This is a genomic window from Pseudomonas sp. TNT2022 ID642 (genome assembly GCF_028656995.1).
Classification (GTDB): Bacteria; Pseudomonadota; Gammaproteobacteria; order Pseudomonadales; family Pseudomonadaceae; genus Aquipseudomonas.
This window is the reverse complement of sequence record NZ_JAMDGW010000021.1, coordinates 32,987-58,493: the sequence shown is the minus strand read 5'-3', so window position 1 is coordinate 58,493 and position 25,507 is coordinate 32,987. Positions and strand designations below refer to the sequence as shown.

23 protein-coding genes and 1 pseudogene are annotated in these 25,507 nt (G+C 57.7%); 7 read left to right on the top strand and 17 right to left on the bottom strand.

Annotated elements, in window-relative coordinates; genetic code table 11:
* From M5G26_RS21740 to M5G26_RS21720, 5 genes are all read right to left on the bottom strand, one after another.
* Complete coding sequence (locus tag M5G26_RS21740) at positions 1–657, bottom strand: DUF1788 domain-containing protein (RefSeq protein WP_273916455.1); 657 nt, start codon at positions 655–657, stop codon at positions 1–3.
* Complete coding sequence (locus tag M5G26_RS21735) at positions 654–1,265, bottom strand: DUF1819 family protein (RefSeq protein ID WP_273916454.1); 612 nt, start codon at positions 1,263–1,265, stop codon at positions 654–656. Before M5G26_RS21735 ends, M5G26_RS21740 begins: the two co-directional genes overlap by 4 nt.
* Positions 1,258–1,461 carry a helix-turn-helix domain-containing protein gene (locus M5G26_RS21730; RefSeq protein WP_273916453.1) on the bottom strand — a complete coding sequence of 68 codons (204 nt, stop codon included), beginning with the start codon at positions 1,459–1,461 and terminating at the stop codon, positions 1,258–1,260. The genes M5G26_RS21735 and M5G26_RS21730 overlap by 8 nt, the downstream gene beginning before the upstream one ends.
* Before the next feature lie 1,427 nt (positions 1,462–2,888).
* The gene (locus tag M5G26_RS21725) at positions 2,889–3,551 is read right to left on the bottom strand and encodes an inovirus Gp2 family protein (RefSeq protein WP_273916452.1); all 663 of its coding nucleotides are present in this window, start codon (positions 3,549–3,551) and stop codon (positions 2,889–2,891) included.
* 1,252 nt (positions 3,552–4,803) lie between these two features.
* Positions 4,804–5,004 carry a hypothetical protein gene (locus M5G26_RS21720; protein ID WP_273916451.1) on the bottom strand — a complete coding sequence of 67 codons (201 nt, stop codon included), beginning with the start codon at positions 5,002–5,004 and terminating at the stop codon, positions 4,804–4,806.
* Between the two features lie 352 nt (positions 5,005–5,356).
* Between M5G26_RS21720 and M5G26_RS21715 the strand changes: the two genes are divergently transcribed.
* Entirely contained in the window at positions 5,357–6,100 is a 744-nt protein-coding gene (locus M5G26_RS21715; protein ID WP_273916450.1) for a hypothetical protein, read from the top strand.
* A gap of 249 nt (positions 6,101–6,349) precedes the next feature.
* On the opposite strand, the gene M5G26_RS21710 is transcribed toward M5G26_RS21715, so the two are convergent.
* Together M5G26_RS21710 and M5G26_RS21705 are read right to left on the bottom strand one after the other, a co-directional pair.
* Entirely contained in the window at positions 6,350–6,976 is a 627-nt protein-coding gene (locus M5G26_RS21710) for a hypothetical protein (protein ID WP_273916449.1), read from the bottom strand.
* 82 nt (positions 6,977–7,058) lie between these two features.
* Entirely contained in the window at positions 7,059–8,099 is a 1,041-nt protein-coding gene (locus M5G26_RS21705) for a DMT family transporter (RefSeq protein WP_273916448.1), read from the bottom strand.
* A 68-nt stretch (positions 8,100–8,167) separates the two neighbouring features.
* On the opposite strand from M5G26_RS21705, the gene M5G26_RS21700 reads away from it, so the two are divergent.
* The 4 genes from M5G26_RS21700 (at position 8,168) to M5G26_RS21685 (ending at position 12,180) form a co-directional block, all read left to right on the top strand.
* Positions 8,168–9,238 carry a hypothetical protein gene (locus tag M5G26_RS21700; RefSeq protein WP_273916447.1) on the top strand — a complete coding sequence of 357 codons (1,071 nt, stop codon included), beginning with the start codon at positions 8,168–8,170 and terminating at the stop codon, positions 9,236–9,238.
* A 221-nt stretch (positions 9,239–9,459) separates the two neighbouring features.
* Complete coding sequence (locus M5G26_RS21695) at positions 9,460–9,834, top strand: DUF6124 family protein (protein WP_273916446.1); 375 nt, start codon at positions 9,460–9,462, stop codon at positions 9,832–9,834.
* Positions 9,835–10,084: 250 nt separating this feature from the next.
* Complete coding sequence (gene rimJ / locus M5G26_RS21690) at positions 10,085–10,672, top strand: ribosomal protein S5-alanine N-acetyltransferase (RefSeq protein WP_273916445.1); 588 nt, start codon at positions 10,085–10,087, stop codon at positions 10,670–10,672.
* Between the two features lie 68 nt (positions 10,673–10,740).
* Positions 10,741–12,180, top strand: coding sequence for an ArnT family glycosyltransferase (locus M5G26_RS21685; RefSeq protein WP_273916444.1), 1,440 nt, complete (start codon positions 10,741–10,743; stop codon positions 12,178–12,180).
* Between the two features lie 63 nt (positions 12,181–12,243).
* Here the strand turns inward: M5G26_RS21685 and M5G26_RS21680 are convergent, their stop codons facing one another.
* Together M5G26_RS21680 and M5G26_RS21675 are read right to left on the bottom strand one after the other, a co-directional pair.
* The gene (locus M5G26_RS21680; RefSeq protein WP_273916443.1) at positions 12,244–13,065 is read right to left on the bottom strand and encodes a phosphatase PAP2 family protein; all 822 of its coding nucleotides are present in this window, start codon (positions 13,063–13,065) and stop codon (positions 12,244–12,246) included.
* Positions 13,062–13,733: a histidine phosphatase family protein gene (locus tag M5G26_RS21675; RefSeq protein WP_273916442.1), complete on the bottom strand. Its 672-nt coding sequence runs from the start codon at positions 13,731–13,733 to the stop codon at positions 13,062–13,064. The genes M5G26_RS21680 and M5G26_RS21675 overlap by 4 nt, the downstream gene beginning before the upstream one ends.
* Positions 13,734–13,986: 253 nt before the next feature.
* Here M5G26_RS21675 and M5G26_RS29590 point away from each other — a divergent pair.
* Both M5G26_RS29590 and M5G26_RS29585 read left to right on the top strand, forming a co-directional pair.
* Positions 13,987–15,048, top strand: a pseudogene (locus tag M5G26_RS29590) (methyl-accepting chemotaxis protein); the annotation flags it as partial.
* Complete coding sequence (locus tag M5G26_RS29585) at positions 15,043–15,906, top strand: methyl-accepting chemotaxis protein (protein ID WP_371748303.1); 864 nt, start codon at positions 15,043–15,045, stop codon at positions 15,904–15,906. The pseudogene M5G26_RS29590 and the gene M5G26_RS29585, both read left to right, overlap by 6 nt.
* Before the next feature lie 145 nt (positions 15,907–16,051).
* Here M5G26_RS29585 and M5G26_RS21665 read toward each other — a convergent pair whose 3' ends face one another.
* The 8 genes from M5G26_RS21665 to M5G26_RS21630 form a co-directional block, all read right to left on the bottom strand.
* Entirely contained in the window at positions 16,052–16,483 is a 432-nt protein-coding gene (locus M5G26_RS21665; RefSeq protein ID WP_273916441.1) for a helix-turn-helix domain-containing protein, read from the bottom strand.
* 42 nt (positions 16,484–16,525) lie between these two features.
* Positions 16,526–16,945: a type II toxin-antitoxin system VapC family toxin gene (locus M5G26_RS21660; protein WP_034154392.1), complete on the bottom strand. Its 420-nt coding sequence runs from the start codon at positions 16,943–16,945 to the stop codon at positions 16,526–16,528.
* The gene (locus M5G26_RS21655) at positions 16,942–17,187 is read right to left on the bottom strand and encodes a FitA-like ribbon-helix-helix domain-containing protein (protein ID WP_134174469.1); all 246 of its coding nucleotides are present in this window, start codon (positions 17,185–17,187) and stop codon (positions 16,942–16,944) included. Before M5G26_RS21655 ends, M5G26_RS21660 begins: the two co-directional genes overlap by 4 nt.
* 89 nt (positions 17,188–17,276) lie before the next feature.
* Entirely contained in the window at positions 17,277–18,650 is a 1,374-nt protein-coding gene (locus M5G26_RS21650; RefSeq protein ID WP_273916440.1) for a DUF1329 domain-containing protein, read from the bottom strand.
* A gap of 149 nt (positions 18,651–18,799) precedes the next feature.
* Positions 18,800–20,758: a DUF1302 domain-containing protein gene (locus M5G26_RS21645; protein ID WP_273916439.1), complete on the bottom strand. Its 1,959-nt coding sequence runs from the start codon at positions 20,756–20,758 to the stop codon at positions 18,800–18,802.
* Between the two features lie 49 nt (positions 20,759–20,807).
* Positions 20,808–22,097: a phospholipase gene (locus M5G26_RS21640; RefSeq protein ID WP_273916438.1), complete on the bottom strand. Its 1,290-nt coding sequence runs from the start codon at positions 22,095–22,097 to the stop codon at positions 20,808–20,810.
* A 228-nt stretch (positions 22,098–22,325) separates the two neighbouring features.
* Positions 22,326–23,894 carry an FGGY-family carbohydrate kinase gene (locus M5G26_RS21635; protein ID WP_273916437.1) on the bottom strand — a complete coding sequence of 523 codons (1,569 nt, stop codon included), beginning with the start codon at positions 23,892–23,894 and terminating at the stop codon, positions 22,326–22,328.
* Between the two features lie 20 nt (positions 23,895–23,914).
* Entirely contained in the window at positions 23,915–25,507 is a 1,593-nt protein-coding gene (locus tag M5G26_RS21630; RefSeq protein WP_273916436.1) for a glycerol-3-phosphate dehydrogenase/oxidase, read from the bottom strand.

The following is a 25,507-nucleotide window of genomic DNA, read 5'->3' as shown; positions in this document are numbered from 1 at the left end:
TTACACCTGAGACTCGAAAATATTGAATGCGCGGTAGTACTTGTCATCGTGCAGCAAGCCAAATAGTTCCAGAGATGCGCCTTGCTCCAACGAATGTCGATACTCGCCGGGGAAGAACAGAACTGTGGGATTGTCCTTGGCCGTGCTTTGCAGATTGTTGAGTACGTTGTGCGAGCGGATGTAGGGGAACACTTCACCGATGCCGGAAAGAAACAGCACGTCGTAATCAGCTTGAGCAATACGCTCGCCAATGGCCGGGATCAGGTGCTCCTTGATGTCGAGTATTCCCTGCAAAAGCTCCAGCAGAGCTTCCTTTTCATAGTCCTGCTCGTCTCTCTGTACTTGATCCCAAACACTCATGCCAGGCTCACTGCCTTCTCGGGCCTTGAGCAATTCGATGGTCAGGTCATACAGGTTGATCTCCAGCACCTTTACACCGCGCCCCTGTAGGCAATCGACACGTAAACCTGCCAGCGTGTTGATAAGCTGCCGCTGCATGCGTTGTATCTCAAAGGCTTCAGCCGCTTTGAATTCGCAGATATAGAAGGGCAGATCATTATTCAGCCCCCTCATTTCCAGAAAGCGCTGACCGCTCATGACGCTCACCAGGTGCTCAAAGCGAGCTGCCAGCGGCTGCTGACTAATTTTTTGGCTCATTGCAGCCACCTATTAATTTCATGGTCGGTTGCCGGGAATGTCAGCAATTGCTCGTTACCGTGGTGGACCAGTAAATGGGCCAGCGCTGGAGTCATCAACACAGGTTGAATCTGGCGCTGCGCGTTGATCAAATCGGCATCTCTCAACATGCGGAACAGATTTTGCCGCAACTTGCTTTGCGTGGACGCAGCCAGTTCATCCAGCTCGACATGCCATAAAGCTTTGGCATTGAAGAAGGCATCGTAATCGCTTGTCGTGAGTTGGCGGCGCATGAGCAGGTAATGCTCGCGCAGAACTTCGCGTGCAAAGTCTCGGATGAAAGCATAGCGCCGGCAAGTTGCAGCCCACAGGAGGTAGCCTTGCTCGCGCAGGCTTCCGTCCACCAAGAGCTCCAGCTCCTCTGGGTCCAACAGCTCCAGACGCGCGATCAACTCCTTACTGATACGGGTCGCAGCAGCTGATGTACGAACTTGCAACAGGTTCTCAGCACGCACCTGCGCCCGTGTTTTCTTCCAATCACGCAGCGTTAGATAGCGCTCCACAACCAGCGGTGCTTCCTGCAAAAACAGGCCACCCGTGGTGAAAGAAAGACGATAACGCTCAGCCATCACTTCGCGCCTGCTGCGTTTCGCCACTCGCTCCGCCAGCCTTGACCCAGATATCCACCTCAACCTTCTGGAACTTCCACAACCGACCGACCTTGTGTGCTGGCATGTTGCGTTTGGCGATCCATGCATAAACGGTGTCCTTGCTGACGCCGAGGTGTTCGGCAATTTCATCAACACTGTGCCAACGATCAGTCATAGCTAAATCTGCCGATAAAAAAACCTGCGAATATTAACGGTTTTTGTCGGATTTAATAAGGTTAAAGCTGCTTATCACGGTTTTGCTTACGATTACCGTGCCGCCAAAGCTTGCTTCGTTAGGCATACATAGCGGATAGCGAAGAGCCGAAGGCATCAAAGAACCGCTTAGGTTGCAATTTTGCCAAATAACAGGCCCCTCAGTCTGGACGAAACCTCGAAGTGGATGGACAAATTAGGGGACAAAAATAACCAGCTACAAACAACAGTAAAACATGGATGTAAATGGAAAATAACGCCACCTACAAGTCAGCCCCCCCTAGTAATGGCAGACACACAAATGCTGGTGCCGCGCCGGCGCGAGTGAGCCAAACTCGTGCCCTACATTAGGTCGGGCTGAAGATTTTTTCGTCTTGCTCTGTAGCCTCGTCCATCTCCCGGCTGCTGATCAGCAGCCTGGGTCAAATCGCATCAGCACCAACAACCTGTATGGCTTGATTAGCTCAGAACCAACGTTTGGCGTGCAGAGTCTTCCATGACTACCGACAGTGACCACGCCTCGCCTCGGGCGTCCATCAACGCCATGGCCATCGTCAGTATCGTGGACGACGATGCGTCCGTGCGCAAAGGCTGTCTAATTTGCTTCGATCGGCGGGATACCGCTCTCGGGTATTAATCTCGGGCAAGGAATTCCTCGCCATCGAAAACTTCGATGACATTGCGTGTCTGCTGCTGGATTTGAAGATGCACGGATGGCCAGAGGTGGAGGTCATGCATGCACTGACGCTCAAAGACAGAAAATCTCCATTGATTTGGATATCAGCACACTGGGATGAAGCGACACTCGCCGAAACCAGCCGCTATGAGCCTAGCGAATGTTCTGAAATGGGTCGAATAGCGACACGCACCTGGCTGATCCACCCTTGCGAGGCTAATCCCACCTACACGATGGACTCGTCCAACTCCGAGCGTCTGATTAGCATCCGAATACTATCGGCCAGTACATTCATCGATTGAGCAGTGCTCAAGTAACCTGTCTCCGTACTGTTCATGCAGACCAGACCCAACGGGCTATGTTCGAAACCAATCTCTTGGTACGCCAACCAGAACACCTCTTGGTGTTCGTCGTCGCAGCGATTTGCGTACTCTTCGTTTATCTGTGGCACGCAGTCGAATAGTTTGGACAGCGATGTCGACTTGACCTACTCGTCGCCCAGAGCATCCAGGGTGATGCGGTAGATCGGCCCCTCTATGCGAGAGACGGCGTCCATCAATCGGCTGATGGCGATTGCCGCATGTTACTCAGATAAAGGAAGTCGCGGATTGATGTAAGGAAGAAGCATGACCGTGCCTGCTGGATAGTGGATTGATTTAATAATGGGATGAGCTACGCAGCACATCCCAAGTGTGAAGCCGTGCTTAATTGGTTCAGCGTCCGCTGCAACCAAACGCACGGTGACGACTGCCGTATTCCTTGGTAGCTGCCTTGGCGAGATAGCTAACACGATGAAAGTACTCATCCATTGCCGCAGGATCATCTTGGGAGAGAACGTACGTGGCGTTAGCAGGGATATGCACCAAGCCATCGGCATCATCGACGGAAATCTCCAGCGCACTGGCCCAGGCAGCTTGTATGCGGCCGTATAAGTTTTCTCTTCCAGAGTGAAAGTTTCCGATGGTGTGAAACGCATCCCGATTCAGTAACAGGACAAAGTGCCAGTGCAGCCTGCCTTCTTGGCCGAACTCTCTCGCCCAGCAACAGCGCACACTGGTCTGATGCGCGAAGCCATTCAGACGCTGGGCACGCTTCCGTGCGAGGTCAATCCGACGAGTCAGGGAATCAACAAAGCGGGAGATGACTCCGTTGCCTAACCCCAATGTCAGGTAATCATCGGGGCAGCGAAGATCGAAACGCACCGCGAACACCTGGCGGTGATCGCTCAGCGCCAACTGAGCGGTTTCGAGAAGGCGTTCCAGGTATTCGGTAACGAAGGGGGCGAAGTGCGCCATGACGGGTAGACCGTTGAAGGTGTCGTCGTAATGCAGATGAAGGTTGCTGTTGCCAGAGTGACGCTTGGATTGTCGAGCCATGGATGGTGATCCGCTGAGTGAATACACAAACTCAGGGGAGTGGGTATTTATTTACGATTCGATCTACCTGCGGACTGGCATCGTCTCCGCGCTAGGCGTTGATGATCTTGTTGCCGGCTACATCAAGGGGATGGATGAGCCGCGCATGCGGTTACCCCATGGAGGGTAAGCCTGATCATACGGGACTGGTGCTGCTGACGAAGCTCGCAGAGGATCACGGGCGCGCAACTGGGGAACGGCGTTCGCGAGGCGCGATTTCCCCGGCGCATATTCAACCCCGAATCGATACCTCTGGGCACGCAAACGGTGCGCAGGCCTTTGGGACAGTTCTTGCTGTTAACCCGATCTTCCCATTCAATAGCGGGCGCAGGGCCAGCCGTGAGACCCTGACGCTGCACTTGCAGCCCCATCTGTCACCCACCATGCGTCGCCAAGCGGCAAGATTGTACCGCTCCAGTACAGGTGCATCGGACGTGGGTGGCGCTGTCGCCGTGGCGATACACGCCACAGGGGCAGCGTTTACGCATCTTCGGTGTCGGTCATCTGCCTTCCCGGCCAGCTTTGTAGGACTGGCGCAGTTTGGCTTCCCAAATAATATTGGTGCGCCAGCCTCGTTCGCCTTGGTAGTGCCAGCCACGTTTGCCGACGACTTGGTCGAAGTCTTTGCGGAACTGTTCCAGGGTGGTGCATTGGCGATGGACTTCTCAACGGCTCCGCGTAGGTCAGTCAGCAGATCGCGCTTGACCGCTCCGGCTACGACGAAAGCGTAGTCGTGATCGATGGTGTAGATATCCGTCCAGGAAGGGGTCGGCAGATCGACCTCGGCACGGAAGTGTCGATTTGTTTTTTAAACGGGAGTGATCCGTGTGAGACAGCCATAGTTAATCCGTCCAGGTGCTGCTGAAAAAAATCCAACTAACCCTAATTAATTCTGCGTATCTGCCGACCACGTTGTTAGCTCCATCACATTTCAATCGAAGGTTTAAATGCTTAAAGATCTTATGTTTTATTCGTTTCTGCTCAGCGCGGCAGTCTTCGCGGGCACTTACTACCTGGCGAGAAAAGATAAAGGGTTTGCTTGGATGGTGACTATCATCGTGGCTTTATTGGTAGTCGCATTCGTATTCCCTTCCCCCCAACACGCAGAGGACGTTTCGGCGATAGCGCGGAATTTCACGCTGTTTCTTTCCAAGTGTGTGTACCTTCTTTGCTGGGGTGGCGCCGCAGTCATCTTGCATAAGCTGCTTCCAGACTATTGATTGGAAGCCCACTTACAATCCCCACAAAATGTCATCACACCCCGCCAGGCTGGCAGCCGCCAGCCCATCGGCAATAGCATCCGCCACTGATTGGTAGTCATCGCCGGATAGGTTTCAATCAACCGATACCAAAACTCCTCAAGGCTGTTGACTGAGTCGAGCATCTCCTTGATCTGCTCGACCATGTCATCCAAGTGCCCCCCACCGTCCGTTCTGTCATCCGCACCTGGTTATCCACGATGTCCGGCTGCATTACCGGTTTCGCACGTATCTGCTCGCTGTTTGTCACCTGTGCCAACGCAGGAGTAGCAACGGGTGCAGGGATGCCCAGCAGTTCGTACCCTCGTCGGTAGCGGGAATATTGAGCTTGTCGCGTATCACCGACTGTTCAAGCTTCAACCCCAGCGGCACCAGTTCCTTTAGCGCTTCGATCAGGATCTTGGTGTTTTCTGGCTTGTGTAAGTCGATGATCAATCGCTCGGGCTAGAGAAGAATGCTCTGATTTAGGTATGGTGCCATTCCGTCAAAATCAGCAGGGAAGCATTGATGTTCTGGAAGAAAGACAAATCAATCCGTGTCGAATTGGTCACGCCCATCACGCTCGTCGCCGCTCCTCCTGTCGGCACACAGAGCCCAGCAGTATCCGAGCAAGTACCTAGCGTAAAAAAACTCGAAACCAACGTCGACTTGGCGTTCAAGCTAATCAACTACGCGGCACTTGGCCTCCAAGCCGCACTTGTGGTGTATGGCTACTCTCTGTTGGTTGGCTACTACAACAGCTTTGGAATCGATACCAACGAAATTGCACTGAGTACTCCTAGCCTGCTTCTATACGGCTACATCAGCTTGTTTTCCGGCGCCCTGGAAGCCGCGAATTACGTCCCCATCATCGGCCCAGGCATTCTCGCATTTTGCTTCATTTTGGTAGCGGGCGCTTTCATCGGGGCCGTGGTGAAGAACGCGAAACGAGACACAAAAATTGTCCTAGCCTGCTGGGTTGGGTTTCTATTGTTCATAGCCTTTTTCACCCCGGCGATCGGTGTTCAACAGGGCATAAGAATGGGTAAAGCAGACACTAAGGGGTTCACTCAGCAAGAACTTATCAAGGGCCTCGACAAGCAGCACACCTTGATAACCAACAAGGAAGCAAAGCTTACAGGCACCCTCATTTTGGCAGATGGTAAGAGTACTTTTTTACTGGTAGACAAAACCGTATACAAAGTAGAAAGCAGCAGTGGCCGCGTGCTGAGAGAAATACTGCTGACTTCGAAGCCGGAGTTACCTCAATGATGCCTAGCGACCATGAGTACATACAGAAACTCACTTGGGAGGCAGCTTTAAAGGTCTGATTGAGAATAGGTGAAGGCCGCGTGTATCCGCTCTTTTATCCCGGACAACACAAGCAGTCACGGAGACCAATGTTTACGAGGCTCTACGGGACGAGTTCAAACGACCCCCGACCTACCAACTCTCAACAACAGAGCCAGCAAAGTGCGGGCTTTGTTGCACGTCCTTTTCCATACCTGCACTCATAACCTTTCAACGAGCAACACTAACCAAATCCGGACGACTCGACTTAAGCATCGCCTCATTAACCTTGCCCTGAATCGAGCAAGTAAACATACCCTTGCTGCCAGCGCTAAGCTCTTGCGGAGCCGGTTCAATCAAGAACACCCGCTCGGCACTGTCGGCCACCAGCTTACCGGCAGTAGCAGCAGGATCTTCCGGCTGCCAGCTGGATTTGCCATGGGACCAGATTTCCGCGCGAGCGAAGAGTCCCTGCGACATATCCAAGCGTGGCCCGCCGGCTTTTTCCAGTTGAGTGTGGAGTTCATTCGGCGTCTGTTTGGCGTAGAAGCCCCAACTGATGATGCGCGTGCCCATCAGGTCCATGTCTTCGGCGTAGAAGCCGGTCAACGACATGCCATCGATCTCGACCGGTTTGGCAAACATCCAGCGCTGCCCCATGTCGCTCTTGGTGCCGCCGGACAATTTGATCCGGCCATTTTCGACAGAGCTCGGCACCAGATCCTTGATCAAAGGTGATTGCACAACGGCCAGCGAGTGATCGTCACAAGCGGCAAACGACGCCACCGGCGAGGGTGCAGCGGCAACGCTGAAAGCAGAAAAGAGGGTCACAAGCGGCAGCAGGAAAAAGGGTTTCATGGAATGACTCGAATGAAAGACTGAAGAAACTGACAAAAAATGATATCACAGTGATATCAATCGGCAGACTTCAGACGTTCAATCAATGCTCATGCCGATGATGCACATCCGGAAAATGCGCATGCCGGTGACGCATCGGCGTATGCACATGCGGATGGCTGTGCGGCTCCGTTCCATCCCAGTCAAACTTGTGAATATGCTGGTGATGTTCGTCGTGTGTATGACGATGATCGTGCTCGAGCCGTTCGTGCTGATGCTCATGAGTATGGTTTTCCATCAGGTGAATCCATACCCCCACGGCCATTAACGCTGCAGCGACCAGGAACATCAGCGATACCGACTCGCCCAGTAGCAGAATCGAGATAGCGGCGCCCAGAAACGGCGCGGTGGAAAAGTACGCGCCGGTGCGCGCACTGCCCAGCCCGCGCAGGGCGAGGACGAACATCACCAGGCTGACGCCGTAACCGATAAACCCGACCAGCAGAATGGGCACCAGCGAGGCGGCTGCGGGCAGTTGTTTGCCGATGAACAAGGCCAGACCGCAGTTGACCAACCCCGCCACAAGACCTTTGCTGCCCGCGATAAACAGTGCATCCGAGGCAGAGACCTTACGCGTCAGGTTGTTGTCGATGGCCCAGCAAAAACAGGCAAAGGCGACGGCCAGCGGCCCTGTCCAGTCTTGCGCCGACACGGCCTCCTGCGGCCAGGACAACACGACACCGCCGGCCACGATGGCGAGCATACCGATCACGATTCGTCGATCAGCATTTTCCTTGAACACTACCCACGCCAGCAGCGCCGTGAGCACTGATTCCAGATTGAGCATCAGTGACGCGCTCGCGCCGGACGTTCTGGTCAAACCGAACATCAATGCTACCGGCGCCAGCACACCGCCGAAGCCGATGGCACCGACCAGCCACGGCCATTCGCCAGCTCCGAGTCCGGAACGCTGCCAACCTCGATCGCGGGCAAAACGCAGGACGGTCAGACCTAGACCGCTGCCCAGATAGAGCAACCCGGCCAATAGAATCGGTGAAATCTGTACCCCCAACAGCTTGGCGAGTGGCGTACTGGCGCCAAACAATGCTGCCGCAACCAAAGCGTAGAGAACGCTCACATTCATGACGGGAACACTCGCTCGGGCCGATGAAATACCGGCAACAATCATGGCAAAACTCAGGTGAGAATTGTGTGAACAGTTTTCCCTTAAGGATCGAACATCCAACGTTGGCTCCCCCTTCAAGCACACACTCAAATCCAGCAACATTTAATCCGCGCAATCCAGGGCGCTGCCTCGACGCAGCCTCTATGCTGCGAACATCGAGATGCATGGAGTTGAAGATGAAGATCTGGATCGCCGCCACACTGGCTGCACTGATTTCCCTGCCTGTTCACGCAGCAGATAATGGCGCTGTGCGCGTCGAGCCTATCGCTTTCACAACCAGTACGGACAGTGTCGAGCGCAAACAGTCGATCAAGGGGGACCAAACGGCGGAGTACAGATTCAAAGGAAGGGCCGGCCAGATGCTCACCGTCGATTTCAAACCGTCCAACACCTCCGCCTACTTCAACATCACCACCAAGGGCGCGGATTACGCGCTGTTCAACGGCTCGATCATGGGCAATCACTTTTCTGGCTCACTGCCTTCCGATGGGGAGTACACCGTTCAGGTGTACCTCATGCGCAATGCGGCACGGCGCAATGAAGTCGCCAACTATGCGTTGTCTCTGAGGCTCGCCGGCGCCGATGCGGCTCAGACAAAGCCATTCGAACAGACACTGGAATTGCAGGGCATCCGCTTTCACGTCAGCCGTGAACAGGTCGATGGCCAATCCGTTTTGCGCATTGAACCCAAGGGCCTGGAAATCGATAACAGCGCGATCACCCGCCCGCTCAAGGGCGATATCGTCCGCGCCGAAATTGCAGACCTGAACAACGACGGTTCGCCCGAAATCTACATCTTCACCCGCGTTCCCGGACGCGGCATGCCGGGAGAGCTGATCGCCTATTCGGCCAACAACAAGAAATCCCTGAGCGAAATCTACCTGCCGCCGGTCAGCGACAATCCGAAAATCGCCGAGGGCTATCAGGGCGAGGATTCGTTTGCAGTGGTGGAAAACACCTTGGTGCAGCGTTTCCCGGTGTACGACAGCGCTGACGCAGGTGCAGGCCGCACGGGGAAGATGCGCCAGGTTCAATACACGTTGATGGCGGGCGAAGCCGGGTGGGTTTTGCGCGAAGAAAAGGTGGCGGAATATTGAGCTCCGTCACCGGACTCAAGCCAGCGGATAAATCCCGAAGGCGCTTTATCGCCACGTCCTCCTTCCCACATCGAGCGTCCTAGGAAAATTCCTGCAACACGCGTCGACTTTGATGAACTGGTGAGCAGATCCCCAGGGCGTTACCCTCCTCGACCACTGCCATCCAATGGACGACTTGGCAGATGCAATTGCAGTGAATGTTCACTCCACGGAGCTACGTCATGAAGAAAATCACCCGACTTTCGCTGGTTGGCTCGGCACCTTCCGATGCGCCAGCGTCCAGCACCCAACTCCAGTCGAACACCCGCGCACGCAGCGAGGCGTCGAAGCGGCGGCGTAGTGTGCCGCTCAATCAGCTCATCAGGGTACGGGAAGATGTCGACACGCTGACCCTGCTCACCCACGCCAGCGAAATCCTCGATTCCCTGACGGCCATCAGCGCAAACTTTGCCGATGAGTTCGACGGTTCGAAACGCCATGTGGCGGTGGCCATGAAGCAACTGAGCGCACTGGCCGAGATCCTGGTCTGTCGGGCACGGGACAATCTCGATCCGCAGGACGCGCCACCCACATCCAGGCCTGAAACCTGCCATTGACGAGTAAAGTCTGCGCACGTTTATTGACGCATCAGACACGGTTGGAGCCGCCCATCGAGATGAATTTTTCTTCACTGCTGCTGCGTGGCCAACCCTTGTAAAGTCCGTTCGCTCATTCAAGAAACTACGGTTCGCCCGCGCTCCTGCGGGCTTTTTTTTGCCTGAAACAAAGCCCCTTCTTCGCCACGACTTGCCGTGACCCCGCTGATTGCGCGACTCTGCCGGAAGATCCCCCACTCCGGAGCTTCCGATGCCGCTGTTGACCCTGCCCTGCCAACGCCTGACGCTGGCGATACTCGCTCCGGATCAGGCCGAACTTGAAAGTGATTTCTACCGACGCAACCAGCGCCACCTCGCGCCATGGTCGCCAATCCGCACGACTGAGTACTTTGCCACCGAGCAGATTCGCCGACGTCTTGAAATACAGGCCAGCGCGTTCGAGGCCGGGCTGGCCATGCATTTCGCGCTACTGACGCCGGACGGCCAGCAGATGATCGGCGCGTGCAATTTCAGCGGCATCAGTCGCGGAGCGTTTCAGGCGTGTTATCTGGGCTATCACATCGATGAGGCCCAACAGGGTCAGGGCTTGATGCAGGAAGCGCTGGAGGCTGGCATCGGTTACATGTTCGACAGCCAGAACCTGCACCGGATCATGGCCAACTACATTCCCGGCAACGAGCGCAGTGAGCGCTTGCTTGAGCGGTTGGGCTTCGAACGCGAGGGTTACGCCAAGGCATATCTGAACATTGCCGGGCGCTGGCAGGATCATGTGCTGACGGCGCTGGTCAATCCGCTGTTCGAAACGCCGGACCAGCGTTGGTCGCGACGACTGGCCTGAGCTTCACAATTTATTCAGGATTGCCGCCGTATGCTCAGACTCCCGCCCCTTCCGGTTGCCTGAAAGCCATGTCGCGTGCCGCCACTTCGCTGTTTCTGCTTGCCGCCCTGCTGTTTTTCTTCGCCTTGGGCGGCCATCAATTGCAAGGCTCCACCGAGGCCCGCGTGGCCGGGATCGCCATGGAGATGCACCTTGATAACGACTGGGTGACGCCTCGGCTGTTTGGTGAACCGTTTCTGGAAAAACCACCGCTGAGCCTTTGGCTGGACGCTGGCGCGATGCGCGTGTTCGGCGTTTCACCGTGGGCGGTGCGACTGGCGTCGGCGGTGGCCGGTTTACTCAGCGTGATGCTGCTGTATGGCATGTTGCGGCGTTTCGAGCGGCCGAAAATGATTGCCTGGACCGCAGGCATTCTGCTCGCGACCATGGCCAGTTACTGGAGCAATGTGCGCGGCGTCGGCGAAGACGCGCTGCTCGCACTCGGCGTAACCACGGCGTTGCTCGCCTTCTTCCAGGCGCAGCGGGCACCGACGCTCGGCAACTCGCTGCTGTTTGTAGTCGGGATCGCCATCGCCACATTGAGCAAAGGTGTGCTGGGGCTGGCCATGCCGGGGGTGGTGATTTTTGCTTACCTGCTGGCTGACAACCTGATGGACAAACGGCTGAAAATCGCTGACTGGTTGCGACCGGGTCTACTGACCCTGGTCGGTTTGATTCCGCTGCTGATCTGGCTCGTCATCCTCTACCAGCACGGCGGCGCACAAGCGGTCAAAGAAGTGCTGCTGACCAACAGCGTCGGACGCTTCAGCGGTTCGTTCGTCGAGGCCGGGCACTACGAACCGTTCTACTACTACCTCGCCAAGCTGCCGGAAGCCTTCCTGCCGTGGAACATTCTGGTGTACCTGGGACTCTGGCATTTCCGCAAACAACTGAAGGTCAACCGTTACCTGTTGTTTTTCAGCCTGTGGATCATTGCGCAGTTCATCACGCTGACATTGGCGTCGAGCAAGCGCACGGTGTATCTGATGTCGATGACGCCAGCCGCTGCGGTGATCGCGGCAGAGTATGCGGGCGTGCTGTTTGAGCGCTTGAAACAGTACGAATCAGGCAATGGATTCGTAAGCCGAATCGCCCGTCACCGTCAGACATTGGCAATGGGTATGCTCACGCTGGTGATCGGCAGTTACCTCGCGGCCGCGCAGTGGGCACTGCCTCATGCCGATAAAAAACTTTCGTTCCTGCCGTTGAGTGCAGAGATTCAGACGCTGCAAACCGCTGGCCATCAAGTTGCGCTGTTTCAGGCCAACGAGCGGGTCGGTGGCGCTACGGTCTTCTATACCCAGCAAGTACTCAAAGGCCTGGATACCGACGCGCAGTTGCGGGATTTCCTCACGGCCTCGCCCTCGCATGTCGTGGTGATGGCCGGCGACAGCGAACCCGCGCCCCCACTGAAAGTGCTCAAAACCATGATGGTCGGGCGCCAGGCGTATTACTTCGTCGGCTATTGAGGCCTGCGCAGGCCCATAAAAAAACCCGCCGTGATGGCGGGTTTTCATTTCATCTGAACGGGTTCAGAGAGAGACCTCAGGCTGCGCACTGAAAGCTTTCTGTTTGCGCTTGCCCAGCACCGGCACATCCAGCCGCGCGCGTCCGTAGAAGGCCAGCGCCGTCAGTAAACACGCCAGCCAGACGAAGATTCCGGCCCAGAAAGTGTGGGACATGTAGTGCCAGCCCTGCAGGACACGAGTAGTGCCGTAAACGAATCCCAGCAGCAGCGAGCCCCACAAGATTGCACTGGAAAAACGCCATTGATAGCGTCGCGCCACGAAATACAGCGCCAGCATGGTGAAACCGCCCGAGGCATGACCACCCGGCCAGCAACGGCCACTACCGGCCTCATGTAACAGTTGAAAGTTGCTGTACCACTCGATGTGGGCCATTTTCCCGCCGTACAGCGTGGTCTCGATCGGGCAGTAAACGCTGGTGTGGGATTTGAGGAAGTGAATCACCCCGGTGCAGACCGCAAACGCGACCACCACAAATAGAAAATCCCTACGATGATCAGCGGTAAATCGCAGCACTGGCGCGACTTTGCTACGTTCCAGCATTGCGCCGAGGCGCGGACGTTTCTGCGGATTGACCAATGGCCAGACCACCGATAGCAGCGCGCCGATCAGGGCGATTTCCGCCGTCCAGTTGGGAATGATCCGCGCCCATTTGTGAGTGAGCTTTTCAAAGAAGTGGATTTTGTCGAGCGGGAAGGTCTGGGTCAGCGGATCGAACAGCAGGTTGCTGAAGGCGATGTCGATTCTGGTCATGTCGAACATCAGGAACACCAGCGCCGCACAGGCGAGCGGAATGCCGAAGTTATAAAAGTAGAAACGGGATTTCATCGGGTGGTCACCGTGCGCCAGTCGGAGGCTTCAATAAAGCCGAGCATCTTGGGAGCCGCCGGGCTGGCAGCGGAAACAAACAATGACGAGCCGTAACCCATGTCCGAGGCCGAAACTTTGAGGTCTTTCTCGATTTGCGCCATGCATTCGCTGTGGGTCACCAGTACCAGGTTGCGACCGGGAACCTTGTGGGCCAACGCGTCCTGCAACATGCGGCCCCGGCAGTTGATCAACCAGTCGTCACCGCTGGCGGCATGGTTGAACATGTAACCGGCGGTCTGCACCGTGCGCATCGATGGGCTGTTATAGATGTCGGCGTTGTTTAAGCCCAGTTGTTCGAACCTTGCACCGACCGCCACCGCGACACTGCGTGAGCGATCGGTGATGCCGTCGTTGCCACTCAGGCACGCGGCTTTGGAGTGATCGCAGCGCTCGACATGACGCACCAGCACAATTATCTCGCCCTTGGCCCATCCCGCCGCCAACGCTTGCGCACCGGCGACATTGCCGTGGGCCAGATCCGGCACCGCCGCCGGCGCCAGTAACCACAGGGTCAGGGGGATCACCAACACCGATGCCGCCAACACCACCCAAGTGTTGCGAAAACGCGCCAAAAAGCTCAGATCGATCGAGCGTTTGACGCCGAACAGACTCAGTCTCAATTCCACAAAAACCGCCTCGCCACTCTGCATCACGGGTTCATTCGATGCGGCGAAGGTACAGAGGCGCGCGTGGGCAGCCAGTGAAACCCACGTGAAAAAAGTCTTGGGATCCGATGTTACAAATTCCGTAGGACAAAATCCTTTCAGCTCTGGGAAATGCGGCCGATACAAACCTGCTAACACCCTTGCTGGCTCAAAAAAACAACAATCTTCCAGCCTAACCGACGACAAGAAACCCAACGTTTCTGGAGGATTTTTGATGAATAGCTGGTTCGGCAACATCAGCGTGAACATGAAATTGGGCCTGGGCTTCGGCCTGGTGCTGGCCCTGACCTGCGTGCTGGCCCTGACAGGCTGGACCAGCCTCGGTGGCCTGATCGACCGCAGCAACTGGATGAGCGACATCACCCAGCTCAACGCCGGCCTGACCAAACTGCGTGTGGTGCGCCTGCAATACATGCTGACCAATGGCGATGAAACCGCCGCGCAGAATGTGCAGACCACCCTCGAAAGCTTCGCCGCGCAGCAACAGAAGCTGATCAACAGCTTCAAGAGCCCGGAAAACGTCAAACTGCTCAAGGAGCAGGCAGCGACCATCGCTGAATACCAGACCTCGCTGAACAAAATGCGCAACGCCTACCGCACCGGCAACAGTGCGCGCGATTCCATGAGCGTGAGTGCCGAGACCGCGTACAACCAGATCGAATCGATCAGCAAACGCGTCCAGCAGATGGACATGAGCGAGCAGCGTTTCGAGCAGTTCCAGGCGATCACCGCCGCCAAGGAAGCGTTCATCCTCGCGCGCTACGAAGTGCGCGGCTACACCGCCACCACCAATGCCGAAACCGAGCAGAAAGCCATCGGCCAGATTGACGCCGCCATTGCCAGCCTCAAGCAACTGAACGTGCATTTCGCTGACTCTCAGCAAGACGCCCTGCGTCAGCTGGAAACCGCACTGGTCAACTATCGCAGCGCGTTGATGGCGTATAAAAACGCCAACACCGACGCGGTGCAGGCCCGTAAGGAAATGACCGATCAGGGCGCCGCCATCGTTACCACGAGCGAGCAGCTGTATCAGATCCAGCTCGACCGTCGCGACATCGAAAGTGCCCAGGCGCGCACCTTCCAGTTGATCAGCACCCTGCTGGCGCTGTTGGTCGGCGTGATTGCTGCGGTAATCATCACCCGTCAGATCACCCGTCCGCTGCAAGAAACCCTGGCCGTGGTCGAGCGCATCGCCAGCGGCGACCTGACCCAGAACGTCACCGTCACCCGCCGTGACGAACTTGGCGTGCTGCAACAAGGCATCGCACGCATGGGCGTGACCTTGCGCGACTTGATCAGCGGCATCCGCGACGGCGTCACCCAGATCGCCAGCGCCGCCGAAGAACTGTCGGCCGTTACCGAGCAGACCAGCGCCGGCGTGAACAGCCAGAAGGTCGAAACCGATCAGGTTGCCACCGCGATGCACGAGATGACTGCCACCGTGCAGGAAGTCGCGCGCAACGCCGAAGAAGCCTCGCAAGCCGCTGCCGCCGCTGACGGCGAAGCCCGTGAGGGCGACAAAGTGGTCAACGAAGCCATCGCGCAGATCGAGCGTCTGGCCAGCGAAGTGGTGCGTTCCACCGAAGCCATGAGTGTGCTGCAACAGGAAAGCGACAAGATCGGCAGCGTCATGGACGTGATCAAAGCCGTGGCCGAACAGACCAACCTGCTGGCCCTCAACGCTGCGATCGAAGCCGCGCGCGCCGGTGAGGCCGGTCGTGGTTTTGCCGTGGTTGCCGATGAGGTTCGTGGCCTGGCTCAGCGTACGCAGAAATCCACCGAAGAAATCGAAGGCCTGGTCGCCGGTCTGCAGAACGGTACCCAGCAGGTTTCGGCGGTGATGAGCAACAGCCGCGCCCTGACCGACAGCAGCGTCGCCCTGACGCGCAAGGCCGGTGCGTCGCTGGAAAACATCACCCGCACGGTGTCGAACATCCAGTCGATGAACCAGCAGATCGCTGCTGCTGCCGAACAGCAGAGCGCCGTGGCTGAAGAGATCAGCCGCAGCATCATCAACGTACGCGACGTGTCGGAACAGACCGCAGCGGCGAGTGATGAGACGGCGGCGTCGAGTGTTGAACTGGCGCGTTTGGGAGGTCAGTTGCAGCAGATGGTCAGCCACTTCCGCGTTTGATCTTCGTACAGCGTTGAAGCAAAAAACCAATCGCGGGCAAGCCCGCTCCCACAGGTTTTTCGGTCGTTCACAGATATTGTGTTCGACTCATGACCTGTGGGAGCGGGCTTGCCCGCGACTGCGTCAGGCCTTTCACCGCTTAGCGTCAAACCACACCGTGCATAAAAAACTCGACTGGCACTTTAAAGAACTCGGCGAATCCCTTTATCTGAGCAACGGTCATTTTTCGCTTGTTATTCAATATCTCTGAAACAGCACTCTGAGTTGCGATCTCAGACAAGTCCTTCTGTTTAACGCCTCTTTCCGACAGCAGAAACGCCAGCGCTTCAGATTGGGACGAATAAGCAATCAACACCGTTTCATTTTCGTACTCATAAACCCGATCAGCCACAAACTCCGCAAACCGTGCCGCAGCATGATCCTCGGTGTTCGCGTGGGAATAAAGCTCATCAATCAGGGCCATTCGCACTTGCAAGTCATCGTCGTTTTTTATCGGGTTCGCTAGACAGTCAAGAACGGGAAAATCATCAACCATGAAGGAGTCCAGCCTGCTGGCTTCAACCTTTTTACGCTTCATGCGACCACCTTTTTCTTATGATTTTGTTAACTATGAAGTGACTCAGCTCTGCCAAGGATTAATCACCTCGACACCACTGAACTGAAAATCCTTCACGTTACGGGTGGCTATGGGAACACCATGCGTTCGGCAGATAGCAGCAATTTGCGCATCAGCCATCGAAGCCGCGCGGCCCTTTGACTCGCACTCAGCGACCAGCGTTGCGTATTCGACAGCGGCATGAGCATCGAACGGAAAAATGCGCCCGGCGAAGTCCTCTTCGAACATCGCCATGGCATGAGCCTCAAGTTTCTGTTTGCGCTTACCGGAAGGCAGCCGTGCGATGCCGTGGAGTATTTCTGCCACGGTCACGGCACTCACAGCCAGTTCCATCGCAGGCTGTGCATCAACCCAGGCGAGCACCCGGGTCTCAGGCTCGATTCGCATGAACTCTGATAGAACGTTGGTATCAAGCACTATCATTCAGAGAAATCCACCGCAATGGCTTTCTCTGAACGCTCCGGCAAATCGAGGTCTATTCCGCCGACAGCACTGAATCTGTTGCGGATTCGGCTGCCGAGACCACCGGCACGGTCAACCGTCGTCAGAGCCCTGCCTAAAATGAGTCGAGCTTCTTCCTCCATGGAATGCCCATTGTGAGCCGCGGTGATGCGCAGCTGTTCCTTGAGCTTTTCATCAAGGTTTCGAATTGTAATGCTGGCCACGACGCCCCCTGCAATCAATGAAATCACTGATTGCAGGCTAGCACATCTTCAACTATCAAACCTCGGCGACTTTACGAACGGTATCCCGCTTAACGAGTGCCCCGCTGCCGCAACGCCGACGGCATAAAGTAAGCATCCTCCGGCACCGGCTGCGCGAAATCGACAGTCTCCGCCTCTTCGTTATCAAGGTTCTGCACGTAGTAACGACGCGCCTGCAAATCGTGGAAAACATCCAGCGCACTCCACGTGGTCGGCAGGTCATAGAAGTTTTTCAGATAGGCCATCGACCCCCGCCACAACTCCCCGCGCCCGTCGTATTGATCAACCAGCGCGGCGCCCCAGCTGTCTTCATCGAGAAACAGCACGCGCTTGGAATAGATATGCCGCGAGCCCGGCTTCAGGTTGCCTTCCACCACCCAGACCCGGTGCAGTTCATAGCGGGTGTATTGCGGGTTGAGGTGGCCGGGGGTGAGCAGTTGCGCGTATTTCACGTCGGGGCTGGCGACTTTGTAGTTGTTGTAGGGGATGTAGATTTCCTGTTTGCCCTTGAGCTTCCACTCGTAGCGATCCGGTGAGCCGTTGAACAGGTCGGTGTCGTCGGCGGTGCGCAGGCCATCGGAGGATGCGATCGGCGTGTCGTAGGCGAGGTTCGGTGCACGGCGCACGCGACGTTGGCCGGCGTCGTAGATCCAGGCCTGGCGTGCGTCCTTGAGCTGATCGAGGGTTTCGTGCACCAGTGCGGCACCGCCGGCCAGCCGTGCCGGGCTTTTCACGAAGGCGAGGTAGTAGAACAGGATGTTCTTCAGGTCGGCGAACTGGCCGTTCGGGCGGTAGTAGTTGAACAGGGCTTCCTGCTGCGAGGTCACCAACGCGAAGCTGCCGTTGCGTTGTACCGGTGCTTCGGAAGCACGGCGCACGACGTAGATGCCGCGGTAGCGGGTGATGTGGTTCCACAGCACTTCAACGCCGTCCTTGGGCACCGGGAACGGCACGCCGCCGTAGGCATCGGAGAAGCCGCTGCCGCCTTCGAGCAACTTGGCTGAGGTGGCGTTTTTCAGGGTGTTGTCGTACAGCCACTGCGGTGCCGAACCGGAGCGGCGGGACGGGTAGATCGGCATCTGGAAGGTGTCGGGGTAGCTGTTGAACAGGGCGATCTGACCGGGGCTGAGGTGGGCTTTGTACTGGTCGAGGTTGGCTTTGGTGATGGTGAACAGCGGTTTGTCGGCCGCGTATGGATCGGGGTGATGCTGGCCGGGTTTGTAGCCGGCCGGCGCCTGGGTGATGCCGCCAGTCCACGCGGGAATAGTGCCGGCGGCGTTACCCGCGCGCTCGGCGCCCATCGGAGTCAGGGTGGTTTTCAGTTGTTCGGCTTGTTGCGGGGTGATGGCGGCCAGTGCGGTGCTGGCGGCAAGGCCTAAAACAAGCCCTAGCGAAGCTTTGGTCAATCTTGTAGTGCGAACCATGATCTTCTCCAAAGTACAAAAACCTGTGGGAGCTGGCTTGCCAGCGATTGCGGTGGGTCAGCCACCATTGATGTCGAATGTGCTGCCGTCATCGCGGGCAAGCCCGCTCCCACAGGGGGACGGGGTACCGCAAGTTTTGTTCTGGGCAATCAAAGGAAATACTTGAGGTTGAACCCGACGTTGTCGCGGTCGCGGATGCCGTTGTTCTGCCCGCCGCCATAGAACTCGGTGTATTGCAGTTCGGCTTCGAGCTTGTTCTGGTAGTTGGCCTTGATCCCCAGCGTGTAGGCCTTGCGCCCTTCGATGGTGTTGCCGGCCTGATAGCTGTTGCCCTCGAAATCGTCCTTGTAGACGATGTACGGCGAGACGTTGACCCCGGCATACACATCGTTCCAGGTGCCGTTGAGCATCGCCGTGTAGCTGTAGGAATTGCGACTGACCTGATCGTCGCGATCACCGCCCGACACATAGGAATAGTTACCGGTGCCGGCATAGTAGCGACGGCTTCCGTCATACCCGGTGTATTGCAGGCTGCTGCCGCGCAGGTGCTCCGAGGCCAGTTCGAAGATACCGAACAGCGAGTCGAACGAAGCCGTGGGGCCGAAGTTGTAGATGGTCCCCAGCGAGGTGTTGAACGCTTCGACACGTTCGGCGTTATTGATCTGGCTGTCGAGCGTCACCATCTGCCCGCCGACGTTGATCGACTTGCCGGTCACCGCTGCCGCTGCGCCGTTGGCCAGGTCACCGATCAGATCATTGGTGGCCGCAACGCCGATCGGCAAGTTCGGCCGATAAGCGATTTCACCGAACACCGACGCCTCACCCAGCGTGGTGTTGAAGCTGAAGCCGTACATGCGAATATCTTCGGCGTAACGCCGATGCGCCTGGATATTGCCCATCACATCCGCCGTCGCCAACCCATTGGCCAGCGCCCCGGCCTGACTGCCAGCGACACCGGACAACAGGTTGGTCAGCGCATCCATGTCGATGCCTTTGTACCCGCCCAGATCGGCAGCGATGGTCGGTTCCTTGGCGTGGTAATTGACCATGTACAAGCCAAACTCGGTGCTGTTGAGCTGTTCGGCGATGTAGCGAAAAGCAAAGCCGAACTGGCCATCGTTGCGCGCGTTGTAGTCCTTGCCGATGCTCGCCACTTTCAGCGTATTGCCATACGCCGGGGTCACGCCGTTGGCGTACAGACCTGTGGTTTGCAGGGCGGAGTTCAGCAACGGGTTGTTGCCCAGTGCACTGTACAAACCGATGACGTTGCCAAACCCAGGCACTGGCGTATCAAGCGCGGTGCCGCTGAAGTTGTTGTAACCGGTGTTGCCACCGTCAGCGAACAAGTCGGTTTGCGAGTAGAAGGTGCCGACCGGATCAATGCGGGTTTCCTTCCAGTTGGTCTGGTAGAAACTCTCCATCGTCAGCGAGTCGGTCAGGCCGATGTTGAAACTCAGCGCCTCGACCGGCACCAGCACTTCCTTCACTTCGGCGCCGGGCAAGCGGTACTTGGCGGCGTCCACCGGGTTGGTGGTGTTGATCCCGCCGCGATAGAAAATCCCCTCGCCCCAGTTGAACACCTGCCGACCGACGCGTGCCGTCACCGGCATCTGCGCAACGTCCCAACTGCCATGCACATAGGCGTCGAGCATCTCGATGCGGCTGCCGGCGATGTCGCGAGTCTGACTGGTGAAATGATCGTCCTGCGGGTAGCTCTGGCTCGGTTGCGACGGGCTGTTGTTGTCGTAGTAGTCGTTGCGCTTGTCCATCAGTTGCGTGTCGTAGAACGCAGTGCCGCGCACAAACAAACCGTAATTCTGATAGTTGGCTTCAAGCTCGGAGGTGATCTTGTATACCTCGGAAACCAGCCCGGTATCGAAGTTGCGATTGCCGTCGTTGGTGTTGACGTCATCGTTAGTCTTGTCGCGGCCCTGCACCCGCCATAAGCGACCGTAGGACAAGGTCGTGTCGAGGGAGCCGGTGACCTGCTTGTCCATCAGGCTGAACTCCACCGCGTGCGCCGCATCGACTGCGCACAACTGCAGCAGCCCTGCCAGGCCGACACCGGGGAGCGCGGCGCCCGTCAGGCGCAATCGAGAGTTGATCATGTGTTCCTCCTTCCCTGTTTTTTATTGTTTTGTTGTCCTGCCGCGATGGCTAGGGCACCAATCCCGCGCTGACGTAGATTCGGCTGTGCGAGCCGAAATGCCCCAGTAACTTGAACAGTTGCTGGTTGAGTGCCGGATGGTCGAAATCTTCTCGATGCAGCTGATTACCGCTGCTGAAATCACTGCTGACCGGCGCGGTTTCCAGCCACTGGCCGATGGCCTCGTCGAACGCTGCGGAATCGTTGACCGACTCGGCACTGACCACTTCGCGCAGGTAGTCGACCGAGTACGGCGGGTAGCTTTTGTCCTGAGCCACATCGACGTAGGCAGCAAGCATCGGATGCGGCTGGCCGGCGCGCAGCAATCGGCGCAGCCAGGTCGATTGGTACTTCTCGACTTCCATGTGCCGCGTGGCGACGCGCTCGATCGAGGCCTGTTTGTCCTCGGCGAAACCGGCGATTGCCTTGCCTTCCAGCAACAGAAGACTGGCAAGGTCGACGCCGGGCAACGGCTTGGCGTGATACGGCTGGGTCAGGTCCTGAATGTGGTGCAGGCCCCAGCCGAGAAAGCGATAACCCCAATACGGATGACCGCTGGCAAACGCCAATCGCGCCAGGCCCATGTATTGATACGCGCGCCAGTCCGGCCAACTGCGCTCGAGGAAACCGGCAGCGGCATACACCACCGCGCTTTCATGGAAGAAGCCCATGTGGAACGGCGCTTGCGAGCTGTACTGGAAACGCGCATCGCCGAACGGTTGCGGGCCGAAACTGTAGAGCGCGCCGACGTTGCCAGGGTTGTCGCTGAACAAGTTGATGTCGTGACCGTAATCCGGCTCGTCGGCGGCGCTGGCGAGCACCGCAAGAGGCGCGACTTTTTCGTGCTCGGCGACAACGATGAAGCGTTGTCGATTCCACGGCGAAAGGGTTTGCTCGACCATGACTTGATTGGCCTGCAGATGCTCACGTTCGGGCAGGTCTTTGCCGGGCAATGGCTGGATGACCATCGCCAGATGAATCTCGGGATTGATGCGCAGTGCCGTGAGAAAGTCGTGGCGCAGATTGTCACTGGGCACCGCTGGCAATTTCAGGTTATCGGGGCGTGGCGGGTATTGCGCGAAGTGCTCGCGGGCGAAGCTTTCCTGCTGCTCCAACAGCGCCAACACGGCCGGGTATTGCTCGGTGAGAAACCGCTCCAGTGGCTCGACTTCAACCTGCGGTGCATCACGCAACGCCGGCAGATCCTGCAACGCCAGATAGCTGCCCACCGTATGGTTCGACCAGCCCCAGGCGCTCGGGGCCGTTGCACAAAGCAGCAACAGGAGGAAGGTCAGCTTCATTGCTTTTCGTTCTTATTGGCGGTGCCGAGGGGGATGAGCCTAACAACCGACCCCGCCGCTGACACTGTCCGATCTCACCAGAAAAAGTCTCCGATGGCGCCACATCGAATCGCAATACGGTCCCTGTAGGAGCTGCCGAAGGCTGCGATCTTTTGACTTTGATCTTAAAAAACAAGATCAAAAGATCGCAGCCTTCGGCAGCTCCTACAGGGGATTTGTGGTGGTCTGCTAAGCGGGGTAACCGGTGATTTTGCGGATGCTTTGATACAGCGGTTTCAGCTGGCGGTACATGCGCAGGTAGACCTCTTTGTACAGTTGCTCATAGATTTTCTGAGCCTCGGGCTGCGGGGTGAAAACCGCGCCCACCCGGGTCATTGCCGCGATCGCCGTGGGGAAATCCGCATGCAATCCCAACCCCACCGCACAACAAATCGCCGCCCCCAGACCCGACGCCTCATACACATGCGGACGCTCCGCCGGCAGGCCGAAAATATTCGCCGTCAGCTGCATCGCCGCATCACTCTGCGAACCACCACCGGCCACGCGCAACCGCTTGATCGAGACCTTCGAACGCCGCTCGATATTCTCCAAGCCCTGGCGCAACGCATACGCCAATCCTTCCAGAATCGCCCGGTAAATATGCGCGCGGGTGTGCACATCGCCGAAGCCGATCATCGCGCCTTTGGCCTCGACACCCGGCTCACGAATCCCCGGCGACCAGTACGGTTGCAGCATCAAACCCATCGAGCCGGGCGGCACCGCCTCAACCAGTGCATCGAACAACTGCTCAGGCTCGATGCCCTGCTCTTTCGCCTGCTGCATCTCGCGCAGGCCGAACTCGTTCTTGAACCAGCTGACCATCCAGTAACCGCGATAAATCATCACCTCGCAGTTGTACTGATCCGGCACTGCCGAGGGGTACGGCGGGATCAACGGGACAATTTCCAGATAGCGCGAGCGGGTGCTGGTGATCGTCGCCGTGGTGCCGTAAGACAGGCACACCGTATTCGCATCGACCACGCCGGCACCGACCACTTCGCAAGCCTTGTCAGCGCCCGCCGCAATCAACGGCAAACCTTCGGGAATGCCGGTGTGGCGAGCGGCTTCAGCGGTGATGTAGCCAAGGGTTTCACCGGGTTTTTGCAAGCTCGGCAATTGCTCGGGACGCACCGCCAGCGCCTGCCATTTCCAGTCACTCGGCGCGGCCCATTTCAGGCGTTTGAAGTCGAACGGCAGATAGCCGACGCAGCAACCCACCGAGTCGACAAAACGTCCGCACAGTCGATGCGTGAGAAACCCCGAGAGCAGTAAAAACTTGTCGGTCGCCGCCCACACGTCAGGCTGATGTTTTGCTATCCAGTTAGCCTCAGCCTGGGCGCGAAAGTAATCCACGGTGCCTTGCGCGCCGACCAGTTTGAACAACCAGCCCCACGGTCCTTTGATCCCGCCCTCGACTTCGCTCTGACGCTGATCGAGCCACAGAATCGCCGGGCGCAAGGGTTTGCCCTCGGCATCGACGTTGATCACCGTGCCGCGCTGCGTGGTCAGGGAAACGCCGGCAATCTGCGAGCGATCAATCCCCGTTTGCTGCCAGACCTGCTGACACGCCTCGCCGAGTTTCGCCCAGTAATACTCCGGATCCTGCTCAGCCCAACCCGGTTGCGTCGAGTAATACGCCTGCAACTCGACCTTGCCTTTGCCAAGCAGATTGCCCTGTAGATCGAAGAGGAGCGCGCGCACGCTCTGGGTGCCGTTGTCGATGGCCAGCAGGTAACGCTTGTTCGGGTGGTTATCCATGGAGCTCTCTTCAAGGGGCATCAAGGCGTGGCATCCGGCAAACCGTGATGGCGTTGCCACAACGCCCGATAACGCTGTTCTTCCTGCTGCCAGTGTTCGTCGCTCCAGGCCAGTCGTGGCTGGCAGAGTTGGCGAATGGCGGCGAAATACTCTTCGCCACCGCGCGGTAACAGCAGACCGAGACGCGTGCGGCGCAGGAGCAGATCGTCGAGGTGCAAGATCATTTCCGCTTCGCAGGCGTAGGCAAGTTCTGCCCACAAGGTGTCCGTGGGGCCGACCGTGGCGTGCCCGATTTCTTTGATCAGTAGCGCCAGCCTTGGCAGGTTTCGGCCATGCCGTCCTGCCAGACGTCGCCACTGTTGGCTGCTCAACTCAGGAATCGCCTGCACAGGAACAGCGGCGAACACGGGGGCGGCGTCATCGACAAAGGCGCGACCCAGCATGCTCGCGCAGGCCTTGAGCACTTCGATGGCTTGCGGGCGAAACGTGGTCAGTTTGCCGCCGGCCAGTGTCACGCAACCGGGTTCCTGCCACAGCACATGCTCGCGGGTTTCGTTCGACGGTTTGTCTTGATGCGCACCCGCGCTGCCCACCACCGGACGCACGCCGGACCATGTCGACAGCACATCATTCGCCGTCACTTCTGCGCCGGGAAATTGTTGCGTGCAGGCGGCCAGCAGATAGTCGAGTTCAGCAGCACTGATGCTCGCGCTCTGATCCAGATCCTCGCGATGATCGAGGTCTGTAGTGCCGACCACCGTCGCGCCCTCCCACGGAAAAACAAACACCGGACGCCGATCACGCTCATGCAGAAAAGTGAATGCCTGCGCCACCGGCAAACGCCAACCCGGCAGCAACAAATGGCTGCCACGCAGTGGCCGCAATTGCCGTGGTGCCTCAGTCGGCCGCAAGCGTTCAGCCCAGGCGCCAGTCGCCACAGCGAGCACACCGCAGCGCAATTGCAGTGACGAACCGGCCTCGCAATCCTCGACCTGAACGCCACACACCCGCCCGTTCTCACGCAGCAGATGTTCGACACGCACGCCATTGACCACGACCGCACCCTCGGCCCGCGCCTCGCTCAACACACGCATCACCAGCCGCGCATCATCGGTCAGCGCATCGACAAAACTGGTGCCGCCGAGCAAGTGGTTTTCCTTCACGCCCGGCGCCAGATAACGCAGTTGTTGCGCATCATGAAAGCGATGGCTGCGCCGTCCCGCCAAGGCGTCGTACACGCTCAGCAAACCGCCCAGTACACGAGGCCCGGGAAAGCCGCCGCGATAGTGCGGCATCAGGAAACTCATCGGCTCGACCAGCCCCGGCGCTTCGTCGAGCAAGCGCTGACGTTCGCGCACCGAATCACGGGTCAGGCGCCACTGGCCCTTGGCGATGTAACGCAAACCACCATGGACCATTTTCGATGATCGACTTGAGGTGCCCCAAGCGAAATCACGTTGCTCAAGCAACAGGCAGCGCCAGCCTCGACGCGCAGCTTCGCGCAGGATTCCGGCGCCGCTGATGCCGCCGCCGATGACGATCAGATCCCAGGTTTCCTCGGCCAGCGCCGGCAGAATCTGCTGGCGCCATGCGGCGTTCCAATCCTGACTCAT

Bases quoted from the DNA above. Each gene is read 5' to 3' on its own strand.
- M5G26_RS21740 (WP_273916455.1), bottom strand. From the start codon at position 657: ATGAGCCAAAAAATTAGTCAGCAGCCGCTGGCAGCTCGCTTTGAGCAC.
- M5G26_RS21735 (WP_273916454.1), bottom strand. From the start codon at position 1,265: ATGGCTGAGCGTTATCGTCTTTCTTTCACCACGGGTGGCCTGTTTTTG.
- M5G26_RS21730 (WP_273916453.1), bottom strand. From the start codon at position 1,461: ATGACTGATCGTTGGCACAGTGTTGATGAAATTGCCGAACACCTCGGC.
- M5G26_RS21725 (WP_273916452.1), bottom strand. From the start codon at position 3,551: ATGGCTCGACAATCCAAGCGTCACTCTGGCAACAGCAACCTTCATCTG.
- M5G26_RS21715 (WP_273916450.1), top strand. From the start codon at position 5,357: ATGTTCTGGAAGAAAGACAAATCAATCCGTGTCGAATTGGTCACGCCC.
- M5G26_RS21710 (WP_273916449.1), bottom strand. From the start codon at position 6,976: ATGAAACCCTTTTTCCTGCTGCCGCTTGTGACCCTCTTTTCTGCTTTC.
- M5G26_RS21705 (WP_273916448.1), bottom strand. From the start codon at position 8,099: ATGAATGTGAGCGTTCTCTACGCTTTGGTTGCGGCAGCATTGTTTGGC.
- M5G26_RS21695 (WP_273916446.1), top strand. From the start codon at position 9,460: ATGAAGAAAATCACCCGACTTTCGCTGGTTGGCTCGGCACCTTCCGAT.
- rimJ (WP_273916445.1), top strand. From the start codon at position 10,085: ATGCCGCTGTTGACCCTGCCCTGCCAACGCCTGACGCTGGCGATACTC.
- M5G26_RS21685 (WP_273916444.1), top strand. From the start codon at position 10,741: ATGTCGCGTGCCGCCACTTCGCTGTTTCTGCTTGCCGCCCTGCTGTTT.
- M5G26_RS21680 (WP_273916443.1), bottom strand. From the start codon at position 13,065: ATGAAATCCCGTTTCTACTTTTATAACTTCGGCATTCCGCTCGCCTGT.
- M5G26_RS29585 (WP_371748303.1), top strand. From the start codon at position 15,043: ATGGGCGTGACCTTGCGCGACTTGATCAGCGGCATCCGCGACGGCGTC.
- M5G26_RS21665 (WP_273916441.1), bottom strand. From the start codon at position 16,483: ATGAAGCGTAAAAAGGTTGAAGCCAGCAGGCTGGACTCCTTCATGGTT.
- M5G26_RS21660 (WP_034154392.1), bottom strand. From the start codon at position 16,945: ATGATAGTGCTTGATACCAACGTTCTATCAGAGTTCATGCGAATCGAG.
- M5G26_RS21650 (WP_273916440.1), bottom strand. From the start codon at position 18,650: ATGGTTCGCACTACAAGATTGACCAAAGCTTCGCTAGGGCTTGTTTTA.
- M5G26_RS21645 (WP_273916439.1), bottom strand. From the start codon at position 20,758: ATGATCAACTCTCGATTGCGCCTGACGGGCGCCGCGCTCCCCGGTGTC.
- M5G26_RS21640 (WP_273916438.1), bottom strand. From the start codon at position 22,097: ATGAAGCTGACCTTCCTCCTGTTGCTGCTTTGTGCAACGGCCCCGAGC.
- M5G26_RS21635 (WP_273916437.1), bottom strand. From the start codon at position 23,894: ATGGATAACCACCCGAACAAGCGTTACCTGCTGGCCATCGACAACGGC.
- M5G26_RS21630 (WP_273916436.1), bottom strand. From the start codon at position 25,507: ATGAGTCAGGATTGGAACGCCGCATGGCGCCAGCAGATTCTGCCGGCG.